We start from the raw sequence: 13,505 nt of genomic DNA, 5'->3' as shown, positions 1-13,505 counted from the left end.
TCAAGTATAGTAAATTGCGATGCCTCACCCCTTGAAATTGCGGGGGGGCTGTACTATGTTTTTCGAATATACGTTCAATATCATCTTCCTCTGCATCTCACAGTGACTCTTTCTACTGCTGAACCTCCGAGAGTACCTATGTTGGAATGAGTTTTTATACATTCACGATTAAGGAGAAATTTCAAATGGTTCCCCAGAGAAGAAAGAGGTCGGTTAAGGATTTTCTTCGCAAGAAAAACCAAGGCATGGATAATGCCTTTTCCCAATCAAAGGCTGGTGTGGAAAGAGGTGTGTTGGAATTGCCTTTGTATGGCAAAAGCTTGGGTGCCGAATATCGCAAAGAAATTATTTCTGCATATCTTGACATGTTGGAAAAATGTTCTTCCCCCGTGGAGCCTGAAACCTGCTTGCCGTTTTCCAAGAAAATTATCAGACAGGCAATTTTCGAAGAATTGGCCGAAAGTCCCGATGCAGAAAGCCGGGCTGGTCTTGAAGTTGCCTGCCTGCAATTGGAATCTTTTCTCCCTGAGCCTGAATACAGGGTGATTGAAGAATTCAAATTTGCGAGCATTCTTGCGCAAGAGATGGCAAAAAGTGGCAATCCCAAAGATATTATGATCTCTGCAGTTTTGCTCGGGCAGGCCATGGGAGAGCGTGCAGTTAAGATCGAAGAACAGATTTCAGAGAAAATCAGAAAAAGAATGAAGCAAATACATGAGATTCGGTTATCCCTTCTGGACCATCCTCTATCCTCTTCCTCTTGAATCAATTGGCTTTTGCCGTCAGATGCCGCCCGAACGATTTCCATAATGCACCAGGAAGCTCGCTCAGGGTTCCTTTGATTGCGAGATCACGCCAGTCGTTCAATCAATGGGCTTGCCATTCATGAAGTTCATTCAAACGGTTGTAAGGTCCTTTCCGTCTGAATGGAAAATTGCTTTCTTGAGATTCTGTAATCTGTTTCGAGGGGGACGATGGGATTTCCCTGTTTCGAATGGCAGCCTCACCTGTGTCGTCTTAAAGTGACGAAAGAGGAATGGTTCTTTACATAGATGTTTCCCATTGTCCTCTTTTCGAGTATTTTGTGGCGGCAACAGGAGCCAATAAAAGGAAAAGGACGTCTCAGGAGCTTTGGCGCCATGGCGTTCATTGATTTTGTCCGACGTTTACCATCTGATGGATTCACAGGAGAACAGGACCATGCTCACAGCCAAGGATATCATGACGACCGAGCTGATCACCGTATCGCCCGAAACGGAAATTGTTCAAGCGACGAAGATACTTTTGGAAAAAAGGATCAACGGTCTTCCAGTGGTGGATGAAGAGGGGAACCTGGTGGGATTGATTTGCCAAAGCGATCTCGTGGCTCAACAGAAAAAGGTGGCTTTGCCCTCTCTATTCACGTTGTTGGATGGACTGATTCCCCTGAGCGCACCCAAGAACTTTGAACAGGAAATCCGAAAAATTACGGCCACCACAGTAGCACAAGCCATGGTTCCCGATCCCGTTACAGTGACTTCGGAGACGACGCTGGAAGATATTGCCACATTGATGGTGGAGAAAAAATATCACACTCTTCCTGTTCTGGAGGAGGGCAAGCTTGTGGGAGTGATCGGGAAGGAAGATGTTTTGCGAACTATTTTGGGTTCTCCGCATGGTGCAAAAAACGACTGAAATGTGGAATGGAAAGTGGTTTTCGGCTCCATCTGTGTGTCTGTGCCTATGAGGATGAAGGAGGGGCTTTGGCCTGTAGAAAAAGCGGCCGGATGCCTCCGTCCGGCGGAAAAACCTCCGGTTTTTGCATATGAATTGAAGAAAGGGAGGCCTGCGGCGGTCATCATCTTTTAGTCTGGAAGAAAATGTCCCACGGCCTTCACATTCAAAACGGGTTTATTCGAATAGTCGTCCCATTCTGCCTGAAATACCAGGTCCAAGGGTGTGTCTTCCCGCCAATTCCCTTGGGCATACTCTTGGGCGCCTCTCCAAAAAGTACCTTCGATGCAATTGTTTAAAAGAAGGCGCAAGTGGTTTTGTTCCCTTCCAAAGACCTTCTTGACACTCAACCGGACACGGCGTGCCGCAAAAGTGGGGGTAGGGTTCCCCAGGCCGTGAGGTTCCAGCAGGGCCAATGCATCCAGGAGTTCCCTGGAAACGAGATCGAGATTGAGTTCCAGATCCACCCTGGCTTTGGGGACGAAAATATCCGGGGAATGCTCCTGAGCGACTGCCTCAAAACGCCTTGCAAATCTTTCCATCTGTTCCATGGAAACGGTCATTCCAGCAGCCATTTTATGTCCGCCCCATTTTATCAGGAATTCATCGCAATCCTTCAGGGCGGCATGAATATCAAAACCCGGAATGCTTCGAGCCGAACCACGGGCGATGCCTTCCTTTTCGTCCACAGAGAATACAATCGTGGGGCCGTAGTGAAATTCCTGCTGGATCCTCGATGCGACGATTCCGATAACTCCGGGGGCCCAGCCGGCATCGGCCATTACCATGGTTCGTCGGGGAGTGGAAATTTTTGCCAAGCGTTCTCTGATGCTCCTTAAGATAAGATCTTCGGCGTTTTGCCTCTGCGCATTGAGATGATTCAATTCCTGGGCAAGGCGGAGTATTTCTCCAGGGTGTTGTGAAACCAGCAGATCGAAGGCGATGCGTGCGTCCGCCATGCGCCCGGCTGCGTTTATTCTTGGCCCAAGGTAATAACCGACATGTCCCGCCGAGAGACTTTTTTTGCTGGCAAGCCCTGCGGTATCGGCAATTTTTTGTATTGGCAAATAGCTCTTCGCATTGATGGAGGAAAGACCGCTGCGGGCAAGGATGCGATTGCCTTCCACCAATGGAACCATGTCCGCCACAGTCCCGATAGCGGCGAGGGCCAGGTATTTGCCTCCCAGCGAAGGAGACCTGAAGGGATGGGAGAGGGCTCTGCGAAGCCTGGTCAAGAAGAGCAAAGTGAGGCCGGAGGAACAGAATTCTTTGAAGGTAGAGTGGCAGGTGGGTTGCTTGGGGTTGATGAGAACAGATGCGGGCGCAAGCCCTTTTTCAGGGACCTCGTGGTGATCGATGACAATACAATCGGCTCCCATCGACCTAATGTCCGTTACGGGTTTCGCATCCAGTGTGCCGCAATCCATGGCTACAAAGAGCCTGGCGTCCGGGTGAGCCTTCGCAATCCCTTTGGGGATGCCGTAGCCTTCTGAACGTTTTGGTATGGCCACCTCATAGTTCCGATAGCCTATGTCATTCAGAAAGAGAGCCATTTGCGCCAGAGAGGTGATCCCGTCGCAATCATAGTCACCGATCAGGACAATCTTATTTCCTGCCGAAAGGTGCCGTCCCATGAGTTGAGCGCCCCGGTTCATTCCACAGACTGTGAGGTAAGGTTCGAGGTCCTTGAGTGTGCCGTTCAAAAAAGAACTCGTGGCTTTTCTGTTCCTGAGGAGAATTTCCAGCACTTCTTGAACATTGGACGGTTTTGTCCTTTCCACAATCTGCCAATGGGGCCGTATCATCCGTATTTCCTTTGAACTTTCAGTCCGCCCGGTCGACCTGCCGTAAGCGGTTGCCGATAATTGGTGCGACATCGTTTCGAGAGCCGGGGATTCTGTATCAAATATCCGAATGAGGGGCAAGCAGGACCGTGAAGATATTTCCCGGCTTGCGTTCTCGAAGGGGTGGCTGCAGATCTGAATGGAATGGATAACGGCATGATAAGAATACACTTCTCAAGAAAAATCTGCTATAAGATCCGCAATTTGATGGCAACTGCCTCGCCGGTTTTCCTGTGCATTTGTTTTCAAATAATGAGAATGCAATTTCTATATCATTCAAATATTTTTCTAAACAATTAGTGGAACGTTTTTGGCTTTGCCAAAAGTTTTGCACTTTTTGAGCCGGAAGATTATTATGAGAATAAATTGAGAATACAAGTAAGCGAGATATATATTAAAGGCTTAGAGCCTATCCGAAAACCTACCTCGGCAGCGGACACCCCCTTTAATTCCCCCCTCGAGGGGGGAATTAAAGGGGGTGTCGCAAAGTCCACAGGTGGTTTCTGGATAGGTTCTTAGTCGGAAGATGCAGGAGATCCGGGAAATAGAGAGCGCTTTATTCAACAAAGACGATCAAAATTTAGAGGAAAATATTATTCAATAAACGTGAGGAGGGTGACGATCGTTTGGTTGGGTTCTCCACGATTATGTTGGAGGGGTGATAAAAGGGCAAGCAGGGGGAGATGACTCCACGATCGCTCGTCTTTTGCTGGATGGGAACAGATTTGGAATGAGTGGCCATGTGCGAAGAGGCTTTTGAAGACCTTTGTCCGGCCGGTTGATACAGATTGTAAGAGGTTTACCCCGTTATATCCCAAAGAAAGTCATTTACCATTAGGAGCTGTTCAAAAGGAGCTGTTCAAATGGACACGATTACCTATCTGAAAAATTTCATTAAGGATAAGAATATTGCTTCCATAACACCTACGTCCAACGTTGGGGTGAGAAAAGTTTGCAGTAAGATCAATTTCGAGAACACGGATCTGATCGTTGAATACGGGCCGGGAACGGGGGTTTTCTCCAATTATCTTCTAAAAAACATGAGAGACGATTCTCGGCTGATTCTCATCGAACGCAATAAAAACTTTGGCTCCATACTGAAAAGAACCATTCAAGACCCCCGCGTGGTCGTCGTGAATGACAGTGCCGAAAATGTATTGGAAACATTGCGATCCTACAAAGAATCCCAGGCGGATTATATCATTTCGGGCATTCCCTTCATCATGATCAAGGAGGACATGAAAAACAGGATCCTCTACAACACTCACCGGGCATTGAAAAAGGGTGGCAAGTTTCTCGTCTACCAAACCTGTTTCCAGGCCGACCATCATCTCAAAATCTACCTCGACCGTTTCTTTTCTTCCGTAGAAACCAAATACGAAATCAGGAACATTCCTCCTTTGCGTCTTTACGAGGCGATTAAATAGAATTCCATCTTCAGGGAGTGAGTCGCTCTTGAAATCTCCCTTTACCACGGAGGTACGGAGAGCACAGATAAGATTTTGGAATTTCTCTGTGATCTCCGTGCCTCCGTAGTGAATAACGAGATATCGGAATCCGCCAGCTTCCTTATTATGAAAAACTGAAAATGCTTCGAGAATTTGTAAGGAACTGACGGGATGCGATTTCTCGAATCAGAGGACGACTACAAATGGGTGGCTCCCATTTATGATCCGTTGATCAGCCCATTCATGCTCCCCATCAGACATGAAGTTTGCCGCATATCGCGACGTCTTGGCTTTCTCAATATTTTAGACCTTTGCAGCGGAACAGGCGAGCAATGCATTCTGCTGGATCAATGGGGGTTGCATGTCACAGGGGTGGATTCGTCTCCCGCAATGATCCGTATTGCCAAAAGCAAGAGTCCCGACACCATTGTGTACCATCATGAAGATGCCCGGCAGTTGCATTTCCCTGACCAGACTTTTGACTGTGTCATGTCCACTCTGGCTTTCCATGAAAAGGATCCGCTTTCCCGCAGGCAGATTATGAAGGAGGCGGGGCGAGTATTAATGCCCCACGGGAAGCTCTTGATCGTAGATTTTGTTTGTCCCGATGATTTGCTCTCGATGGTGAGCAATGCTTTTGTCCATTGGGTGGAATGGATGGGAGGCGCTGAACATTATAAGAACTTCAGGAACTTCATGAGAAACGGAGGGCTGATTGGCCTCTTGAAGGGGGAGGGCGTGCGTATTTCTCATCTTAAAAAATATCACATGGGAGCTACGGGATTGGCTCTCGGGGAGTTCTGACAAGGATACGGATGGGAAGTTTGCCTGATCCAGGCCCGCCTGATGTGATTCTGCAAACTTGGAGACTCTTTTTTTATGCTCCGCACGGGTTCTTTTTAAAATTATTCCATGGGGGCGGCAAAAAAGTGGGAATCTTAAAACTTCACGAGACTGGTGTAAACGATGTCCGAATCCCAAACCACAAACGATCCCACGTTCCGTGAAGGAAAAGTCCTGGGAGTGCGCAGCAGCGTGGTGGATGTTCATTTTCCAAGGGGGTTGCCGTCCCTCTACAGCATTCTCAAAGCCGGTCAAGATGGCCGGATTCTCATCGAAGTGATTTCTCATCTCAATTCCAAGACTATCCGTGGGATCGCACTGACACCGACTCAGGGACTTGCGAGAAATTCGGTGGTGGTCGATACGGGTATGCCGCTTCAGGTTCCCGTGGGAAGGGAACTGCTGGGCCGGGTGTTCAATGTTTTTGGGCAGACCATCGACAGAAAAGGGCCGGTCGCCGGAGAGGAATGGAGGTCCATTCATCGTCCTCCCGTCCCCCTCTACCGTCAGTCCGCCACATCGGAACTCTTTGAAACGGGAATCAAGGCGATTGACGTACTGGTGCCTCTTGAACGGGGGGGAAAGGCGGGGCTTTTCGGTGGGGCCGGCGTGGGGAAGACGGTCCTGATCGGCGAGATGATCCACAATATGGTCGGCAAGCATGAAGGGGTGAGCATTTTTTGCGGCATAGGGGAACGCAGCCGGGAAGGCGAGGAACTCTACCGTGAGATGAAAGAGGCCGGTGTTCTGGAGAATACGGTCATGATTTTCGGCCAGATGAATGAACCTCCGGGGGCCAGATTTCGCGTGGGGCATGCGGCTCTCACCATGGCTGAATACTTTCGGGATGATGCCAGGCAGGATGTGCTGCTCCTCATTGACAACATCTTCCGGTTCATCCAGGCGGGAGCGGAAGTGTCAGGGTTCATGGGGCGCCTTCCGTCTCGTCTCGGGTATCAACCCACTCTGGGGACGGAACTGGCCGAATTGGAAGAAAGAATCAGCAATACGGCCACGGGGGCCATAACTTCCGTTCAGGCGGTTTATGTGCCGGCTGATGATTTTACGGACCCGGCGGCAGTTCACACTTTCGGACACCTGTCCGCATCCATTGTTCTTTCCCGAAAGAGGGCGAGTGAGGGGCTTTACCCTGCCATCGATACCCTCAAGTCCGGGTCCAAAATGCTGGTTCCGCACGTGGTGGGTGAAAAACATTACAAAATCGCGCGGGAAGTGCGGAAAACACTCGCGGACTACGAGGACCTGAAGGATATTATCGCCATGCTGGGGATAGAAGAACTGTCACGGGAAGACCGTATGACGGTTTATCGCGCCCGCCGCCTGGAGCGCTTCTTGACACAACCCTTTTTTGTGACGGAACATTTTACGGGCTACGAGGGAAAGTTCGTCGGTCTGGAAGCTGCATTGGAAGGGTGCGAACGGATTTTGGACGATGAGTTCACAGACTATCCTGAAGGAAGCCTTTATATGATCGGCGAAATCAATGAAGTCAGGGAAAGATGAGACTCAAGGTTTTTCTTCCCACGGAAATCTTGGTCGATGAAGAAGTAACCAAGGTGATCGCCCGTGCGGAAAACGGGGCCTTCTGCCTCTTGCCGAGGCATATTGATTTTGTGACCGCCCTGGTTCCCGGTATCCTCATGTTTGTAAACGGGGAAGGGGAGGAAAATTTCATGGCGGTGGACGAGGGGACTCTGGTCAAGTGTGGCCGGGAGGTTCTCGTTTCTACCCGTAACGCTGTTTTGGGACCCGTCCTGGGCGGTTTGGAGCAGACTATTTATAAACAATTCCGCACGCTGGATGATCGTGAGAAGGCCGTTCAATCCGCCGTTGCCAAACTCGAAGCCAACCTCGTTCGACGCTTCATGGAATTGAAATAGCATGAAGACCAGGCCTTCCAAACATCCAGGGCGAGAAGAAATCCATGCGGAACTGGGGCGCAGGGTGGGGCGGGAGGAATCCCGCAAGTTGAAAGCAAGAAGAGAAAAGCGGCGGAGTGTCTGGTTTGGCTTGGGAATGTTCGGCCTTGTGGGGTGGTCGGTGGCCATACCGACTCTTGCCGGCATAGCCTTGGGGGTCTGGATCGATGTGACCTGGCCGAGCCGCTTTTCCTGGACCCTCATGCTGCTTTTTGTCGGAGTCGTACTGGGCTGTTTGAATGCATGGCTTTGGGTCAAGCGGGAAAGTGAGAAGGACTGATATCTGCCGGGTTTGGAAACCCGAATTGCTATGACTTCTATAGGAAGAAGGAGTGAATGTCTCTCGATTGGACTGGATATTTTCCTGTTTTTTTGCGGGGATGGGAATCGGCCTTTTCTACTTCGGCGGACTCTGGATGACCGTGAGCAGGATTCGTTCGGTGCGCCATCCGGCGGTTTTGTCCCTGGTCAGTTTTTGGGGACGCACTGTATTGAGTTTATGGGGGTTTTATCTCATTATGGATCGCAACTGGGTGAATCTTTTGGTCTGCCTGGCGGGATTCCTGCTCGCGCGATGGATCATGATAAGGCGTTTGCGTCCCGCATAAGGAACGGGCCGGTGTTTCCTTGTCCCTCCCGGAGAGGTTTCAATACATGCACATTACTCCTGACAGTATTGTCTACTGGCAAAGCGGTATGGCTTCTTTGAATGCCACCATCGTTTACACCTGGATCGTGATGGCGCTTTTGACCCTGATCTCCTGGCTGGTGACTCGAAGTCTATCCACAGGGCCCCAAATGTCCCGTTGGCAAAACTTTCTGGAAGTTCTCGTGACCGCGATACGGGACCAGATTCGAGATGTCGGTCAACAGAAGGCCAGGCAATATCTGCCTTTTATCGGAACGCTCTTTTTGTTTGTCGCGACTTCGAATCTCTTGTCCATCGTTCCCGGCTTCCGACCACCCACGGGATCCCTTTCGACGACAACGGCTCTGGCCATCTGCGTTTTTATTGCTGTCCCTCTATATGGAATTGCCGATAGCGGCTTCAAGGCCTATTTGAAGAATTATATTCGTCCGAGCGTCTTCATGCTTCCTTTCAATGTCATGGGCGAGTTGTCCCGGACTATCGCCCTGGCTGTCCGTCTTTTTGGAAATATCATGAGCGGAAGCATGCTCTCCGCCATCCTGCTTGCCCTCGCCCCGCTCTTTTTTCCCATTTTGATGCAACTGCTGGGGCTCCTGACCGGATTGATCCAGGCTTATATATTTTCTATTCTGGCCATGGTCTATATCGCTTCGGGAACCCGAGCTCACGAGGAACTGGAGTCGAGACGCGAAGAGAACTGATCCGGCCCGGGAATATGACCCGGTGCACGTCGTCACTTGTCGCAAGGGAGAAAAAGGTTATGGATAATGTGAGTATCATAGCGATGGTATCCATTTTCACGGCAGGCATCACCATGGCCATCGGTTCCATTGGGCCGGCGCTGGGGGAGGCAAGAGCGCTGTCGCAGGCTTTGAATGCCATTGCCCAGCAGCCGGACGAAGCCACCACCATCACGCGCACCCTTTTCGTGGGGATTGCCATGGTGGAATCGACGGGCATCTACTGCTTTGTGGTGTCAATGATTTTAATCTTCGCCAATCCTTTCTGGAATTACGTCACCAGGGCGGGAGGATGATCCGTGCTCATCGACTGGTTCACGGTGGTCGCCCAGATTGTCAATTTCCTGGTCCTCGTGGCTCTTCTCAAGCATTTTCTCTATGGACGCATCATCCGTGCAATGGAAGTGCGCGAAGAGAAAATCGCTTCCCGTTTGCAAGATGCGGAGGATGAGCGAAGGGAAGCGCTGCGTGAAGCTGAGGACTATCGCAGAAAGGCGAAGGAGCTGGAGGAAAGGCGCGAAGAGTTGCTTCTGATGGTCAAGGAGGAAGTCGAGGGGGAGAGGAAGAGACTCCTCCATGAGGCGCGTGCGGAAGTGAATGAATTCCAGCGAAAATGGCATGAAAACATACGCCAGGAAAAGGATGCGTTCCTTCTGGATTTGAAAAGGCGAGTCAGTGTGGAAGTGTGCCTTATGGCGCGGCACGTGCTGTCGAACTTGGCCAATAAGCAGCTGGAAAAGCAGATCATGGAGGTCTTCCTGGAGCGCCTTCTTTCCCATAATGAAGAAGAACTGAGGGTACTCAGAGAATCTTTCGGGCAATCCGGGGGAAGGGTCCTGATGCGAAGCTCGTTTGAGATTCCTGAGGAATCGCGGGCAAGAATGATGGAAGCTCTGAGAGATCGTATAGGTGAGGAGCTGGACTTTGAGTTTGAAGTGTCGGCGGATCTGATTTGCGGAATCGAACTGAGGGCAAACGCGCATAAGATTGGCTGGAATATGGAAAATTATCTCAAAACTCTCGAGGAGGATATTCTGAGAGTCATAGAGGAAGGTGCCGGCTGATGAAGATCATGCTGGTGGTTCGGCTGGAATGGTTGAGGGAGCCGTGAAAGAGAAGACAAAAACTCGAGGGTCCTGTGGCCCTTGTGCTTGCTTCGTTTGTTGACGCTACGCCGAAAAGCGGGATATCCGGGATGGATAGAGATCGATCGGAACTGGTCCGCGCGCTGGACGAAACATTCGATGCCTTTAACCGTGTCGTGGCCGAGACTCCACGGGATTTCAACCTTCAGGAAATCGGTGTCGTCAGGTATGTGGGACAAGGCATTGCACTGGTGGAAGGATTGCCCAGTGTGAAGTCGGAGGAACTGGTGCGTTTTCCTGGAGATATTCTGGGAATGGTGTTCAATATTGATCCTGGAGAAATCGGGGTCATTTTGCTGGACGAAAGCGATCGGCTCAAAGCGGGATTTGAAGTCCACAGGACGGGACGGGTCCTGGATGTTCCCGTGGGACCGGCGTTGTTGGGACGCGTAGTCGACGCCGCGGGGCGGGCGCTCGACAACCGGGGCACTCTTCGACTTTCCATGCGAAGACCTGTTGAACGGGAAGTTCCCGCCATAATGGACCGGGATCCCGTGACCGTTCCCCTGCAAACGGGAATCAAAGTGGTGGATGCACTCATTCCCATCGGGCGCGGACAGCGCGAACTCATTTTGGGAGATCGTCAAACGGGCAAGACGGCCATTGCGGTGGATACCATTATCAATCAAAAAGAGAGCGGAGTCATTTGCGTCTACTGTGCCATCGGGAAACGGAATTCCGCGGTGGCCAAGGTTATCGCCGATCTCAAAGAACATGGAGCCATGGAATATTCCATTGTTGTTGTGGCCACGGAGGATGATCCACCGGGGCTTCAGTTCACGACCCCCTACGCGGCGACGACCATGGCCGAGTATTTTTTGGAGGGAGGACGGGATGTGCTCATCGTCTACGACGATCTGACCCGGCACGCCCGGGCGTACCGTGAACTTTCTCTGCTGCTACGTCGCCCTCCCGGCAGGGAGGCATTCCCGGGAGACATTTTCTATATACACTCCCGCCTTCTGGAGCGTTCGACTCATTTGCGGAGAGAATTGGGCGGAGGTTCCCTGACCGCCCTTCCCATCGTCGAAACGGAGGCTCAGAACATTTCCGCGTATATTCCCACCAATATCATCTCCATCACGGATGGGCAGATCTATCTTTCTCCCGATCTTTTTCAAAAGGGGATTTTGCCCGCCGTGGATGTGGGTAAATCCGTTTCGAGGGTTGGGGGAAAGACGCAGCTTCCCGCTTATCGGGCCGTTGCCGGGGATTTACGGCTTTCCTATGCACAGTTCGAAGAACTGGAGGCTTTTGCACGTTTCGGCACGCGCCTCGATGAAGAGACAAGAAAACGTATCGATCGTGGGCGGCGTGTCCGGGAAATCCTGAAGCAAGCCCAGTACGACCCCATGGCCGTTCCGGAGCAGATCGCTCTTTTCCTGGCTGTAAACGAGGGGCTTCTGGATGAGACTGCCTTGGATGAAATCGACAGGGAAGAGAGGAAGATTAGGAGGCGGGTGAGGGATGCCCTGCCAGAGCTTTGGGTGGAGATCCTTGCGGGGAGGGAGTTGACGCATGGCGACCGGGAGGTGTTGATTCGTGCGGCGCGGGAGGCGCTTTCCCCGGCAAGTGAGGTCGTGCAAGGTGCAAACTATTGAATCTCTAAAAAAACAGATCGAAAGCGCCGAAGATCTGGAATCCATTGTACACACCATGAAGGCGCTGGCCGCTGTCAACATCCGGCAGTATGAAAGGGCTGTGGAGGCGCTCGCGGAATACATGCGCACCATCGAACTGGGGCTTCAGGCGGTTCTTCAAAAGCGGGTTAAAAAGAAAGGGCGTTCAGCTCCCCATGCCTCATCCCGCATAGGTGCCGTTGTCTTCGGATCGGACCAGGGAATGTGCGGTCAGCTCAACGATCAGATTGTCTCTCATACCTTTGCCACACTGGACAATATGAATCTGTCCAGGGATGGTCGATTTCTCCTGGCAGTGGGAGAGCGGACGAGGGTCCGGTTGGAGGATTTGGGCCTTGAGGTGCAGGAAACCTTTCCCGTCCCGGGATCCCCTGCCGGCATCACTGCTATGGTTCAGGAGATGCTGATCAAGATTGAAGAGTGGTACCTGGAAGTTGAATTGGATCGAATTCTTCTCTTTTTCAGCAAGCCACTTTCGGGCGCGTCCTACCGGCCTCAGACGGTGCACCTTCTTCCTCTAGATGAAAAATGGCTTCGCAAGCTAAAAGAAAAGCCATGGCCGACCCGCATTCTGCCAACTTTCACCATGGAATGGGATCCCCTCTTTTCATCTCTGGTGCGGCAGTATTTTTTTGTTTCCCTTTACAGTGCGTTCGCTCAGTCTCTTGCAAGTGAAAATGCAAGCCGGCTTGCATCCATGCAGGGTGCTGAAAAAAACATCAAAGAACGTCTGAACGAACTCGTACAGCAGTTCCACCGGTTGAGGCAGGAATCCATTACGGAGGAACTGCTGGACATTGTTTCGGGATTTGAAGCGCTCACCCACGGGAGGGGATAGGGAGTCTGTGGATATCCAGCAATTCTCATTTTGGGTATCTCTCGTGATATCGGCATCTTCGATCCCTCTCGATCCCCCTTCAAAGGGGAACTTTATCCTAAAAATTCTCCCCTCGACGAGGGTAGGGGGCAGGTTTTTCAAAATGAGAATCGCTGCTGATATTTTTTTCCCGACGGAAAGAGCCCGCCATGAAAAATCCCTGTGGTGTTCAGAAGCTTTATGTCGAGGGGAGGATGGAAAGAGTCATGCCTGGCATCGAGGTTGAATTTGGCGGGGACATGCATTGGAATCAATAGGTCTGGTAGTTGAGGAGGGACAGAGGGGTCCGATTTTTCTTGGCGGGAGACCGGACCCTCTGCTCTCTGGGAAATATAAGGCGTGGAATCTGGTTTGAACTTAATAAATTCCATTAAAAAGAAAAATGGCCGAGTATGCCTAATTTAATATAGGTAAAAACACCTATTTTTCACAAAGTTTCCCCTTTTCTTGATGCTATACGGCTGAAAAAATGGAAGTTTTCCCGATTGCGATGGATCTTCGGAAATGTCTTTTCAGCGATAACAATTTTCGACCTTGCAGATTCGTCTAGTTAGAAAACAGGTGAATCGGCAAAATCGTTCACCGATGTGCCGTTTTCATCGTTTGAGAGTGCCCCCCCGGAATGACAATTTATATGAAAAAAACGGTGAATCGGTGAATAGGCTG

The 13,505-nt window shown here is 50.8% G+C and carries 14 protein-coding genes; 13 read left to right on the top strand and 1 reads right to left on the bottom strand.

The genetic code is table 11. The features are described from left to right. The first annotated feature begins 185 nt into the window (after positions 1-185). Together QMG16_RS05720 and QMG16_RS05715 are read left to right on the top strand one after the other, a co-directional pair. Positions 186-764 carry a hypothetical protein gene (locus tag QMG16_RS05720; protein WP_281792887.1) on the top strand — a complete coding sequence of 193 codons (579 nt, stop codon included), beginning with the start codon at positions 186-188 and terminating at the stop codon, positions 762-764. A 436-nt stretch (positions 765-1,200) separates the two neighbouring features. Further along, entirely contained in the window at positions 1,201-1,674 is a 474-nt protein-coding gene (locus tag QMG16_RS05715) for a CBS domain-containing protein (protein ID WP_281792886.1), read from the top strand. A gap of 170 nt (positions 1,675-1,844) precedes the next feature. On the opposite strand, the gene recJ is transcribed toward QMG16_RS05715, so the two are convergent. Then, positions 1,845-3,518 (bottom strand): single-stranded-DNA-specific exonuclease RecJ, encoded by a 1,674-nt coding sequence (gene recJ / locus QMG16_RS05710; RefSeq protein ID WP_281792885.1) that lies wholly within the window; start codon positions 3,516-3,518, stop codon positions 1,845-1,847. A gap of 902 nt (positions 3,519-4,420) precedes the next feature. Here recJ and QMG16_RS05705 point away from each other — a divergent pair. The 11 genes from QMG16_RS05705 to QMG16_RS05655 all read left to right on the top strand — a co-directional run bounded on the left by QMG16_RS05705 (position 4,421) and on the right by QMG16_RS05655 (position 12,800). Continuing rightward, positions 4,421-4,984, top strand: a complete 564-nt coding sequence (locus QMG16_RS05705) for a class I SAM-dependent methyltransferase (protein ID WP_281792883.1) — start codon at positions 4,421-4,423, stop codon at positions 4,982-4,984. Positions 4,985-5,176: 192 nt separating this feature from the next. Beyond that, positions 5,177-5,809 (top strand): class I SAM-dependent methyltransferase, encoded by a 633-nt coding sequence (locus QMG16_RS05700; protein ID WP_281792882.1) that lies wholly within the window; start codon positions 5,177-5,179, stop codon positions 5,807-5,809. A 162-nt stretch (positions 5,810-5,971) separates the two neighbouring features. Then, complete coding sequence (gene atpD, locus QMG16_RS05695) at positions 5,972-7,372, top strand: F0F1 ATP synthase subunit beta (RefSeq protein ID WP_281792880.1); 1,401 nt, start codon at positions 5,972-5,974, stop codon at positions 7,370-7,372. Then, a complete protein-coding gene (locus tag QMG16_RS05690; RefSeq protein ID WP_281792878.1) occupies positions 7,369-7,749 on the top strand; it encodes a F0F1 ATP synthase subunit epsilon in 381 nt (126 codons plus the stop codon). Before atpD ends, QMG16_RS05690 begins: the two co-directional genes overlap by 4 nt. Position 7,750: 1 nt before the next feature. After that, positions 7,751-8,068, top strand: a complete 318-nt coding sequence (locus tag QMG16_RS05685) for an AtpZ/AtpI family protein (protein ID WP_281792876.1) — start codon at positions 7,751-7,753, stop codon at positions 8,066-8,068. A 67-nt stretch (positions 8,069-8,135) separates the two neighbouring features. Next, a complete protein-coding gene (locus tag QMG16_RS05680; protein WP_281792874.1) occupies positions 8,136-8,396 on the top strand; it encodes an ATP synthase subunit I in 261 nt (86 codons plus the stop codon). Between the two features lie 46 nt (positions 8,397-8,442). Then, positions 8,443-9,138, top strand: a complete 696-nt coding sequence (locus QMG16_RS05675) for a F0F1 ATP synthase subunit A (RefSeq protein WP_281792873.1) — start codon at positions 8,443-8,445, stop codon at positions 9,136-9,138. A 59-nt stretch (positions 9,139-9,197) separates the two neighbouring features. Beyond that, on the top strand, positions 9,198-9,473 hold the full coding sequence (locus QMG16_RS05670; protein ID WP_281792872.1) for a F0F1 ATP synthase subunit C: 276 nt from the start codon (positions 9,198-9,200) through the stop codon (positions 9,471-9,473). A gap of 3 nt (positions 9,474-9,476) precedes the next feature. After that, positions 9,477-10,241 carry a F0F1 ATP synthase subunit B family protein gene (locus QMG16_RS05665; RefSeq protein ID WP_281792870.1) on the top strand — a complete coding sequence of 255 codons (765 nt, stop codon included), beginning with the start codon at positions 9,477-9,479 and terminating at the stop codon, positions 10,239-10,241. A 131-nt stretch (positions 10,242-10,372) separates the two neighbouring features. Further along, positions 10,373-11,923: an alternate F1F0 ATPase, F1 subunit alpha gene (locus QMG16_RS05660; RefSeq protein ID WP_281792868.1), complete on the top strand. Its 1,551-nt coding sequence runs from the start codon at positions 10,373-10,375 to the stop codon at positions 11,921-11,923. Next, positions 11,910-12,800: a F0F1 ATP synthase subunit gamma gene (locus QMG16_RS05655; RefSeq protein ID WP_281792866.1), complete on the top strand. Its 891-nt coding sequence runs from the start codon at positions 11,910-11,912 to the stop codon at positions 12,798-12,800. The genes QMG16_RS05660 and QMG16_RS05655 overlap by 14 nt, the downstream gene beginning before the upstream one ends. Positions 12,801-13,505: the final 705 nt, after the last annotated feature.

This window comes from Desulforhabdus amnigena, from assembly GCF_027925305.1.
Taxonomy (GTDB): Bacteria; Desulfobacterota; Syntrophobacteria; order Syntrophobacterales; family Syntrophobacteraceae; genus Desulforhabdus; species Desulforhabdus amnigena.
Note: the sequence above shows the minus strand (reverse complement) of the source record. Positions and strands in the feature narration are given on the sequence as shown.

What these genes read in the sequence shown, in the direction of transcription:
- QMG16_RS05720 (WP_281792887.1), top strand. Translation starts at nt 186, where the DNA reads ATGGTTCCCCAGAGAAGAAAGAGGTCGGTTAAGGATTTTCTTCGCAAG.
- QMG16_RS05715 (WP_281792886.1), top strand. Translation starts at nt 1,201, where the DNA reads ATGCTCACAGCCAAGGATATCATGACGACCGAGCTGATCACCGTATCG.
- recJ (WP_281792885.1), bottom strand. Translation starts at nt 3,518, where the DNA reads ATGATACGGCCCCATTGGCAGATTGTGGAAAGGACAAAACCGTCCAAT.
- QMG16_RS05705 (WP_281792883.1), top strand. Translation starts at nt 4,421, where the DNA reads ATGGACACGATTACCTATCTGAAAAATTTCATTAAGGATAAGAATATT.
- QMG16_RS05700 (WP_281792882.1), top strand. Translation starts at nt 5,177, where the DNA reads ATGCGATTTCTCGAATCAGAGGACGACTACAAATGGGTGGCTCCCATT.
- atpD (WP_281792880.1), top strand. Translation starts at nt 5,972, where the DNA reads ATGTCCGAATCCCAAACCACAAACGATCCCACGTTCCGTGAAGGAAAA.
- QMG16_RS05690 (WP_281792878.1), top strand. Translation starts at nt 7,369, where the DNA reads ATGAGACTCAAGGTTTTTCTTCCCACGGAAATCTTGGTCGATGAAGAA.
- QMG16_RS05685 (WP_281792876.1), top strand. Translation starts at nt 7,751, where the DNA reads ATGAAGACCAGGCCTTCCAAACATCCAGGGCGAGAAGAAATCCATGCG.
- QMG16_RS05675 (WP_281792873.1), top strand. Translation starts at nt 8,443, where the DNA reads ATGCACATTACTCCTGACAGTATTGTCTACTGGCAAAGCGGTATGGCT.
- QMG16_RS05670 (WP_281792872.1), top strand. Translation starts at nt 9,198, where the DNA reads ATGGATAATGTGAGTATCATAGCGATGGTATCCATTTTCACGGCAGGC.
- QMG16_RS05660 (WP_281792868.1), top strand. Translation starts at nt 10,373, where the DNA reads ATGGATAGAGATCGATCGGAACTGGTCCGCGCGCTGGACGAAACATTC.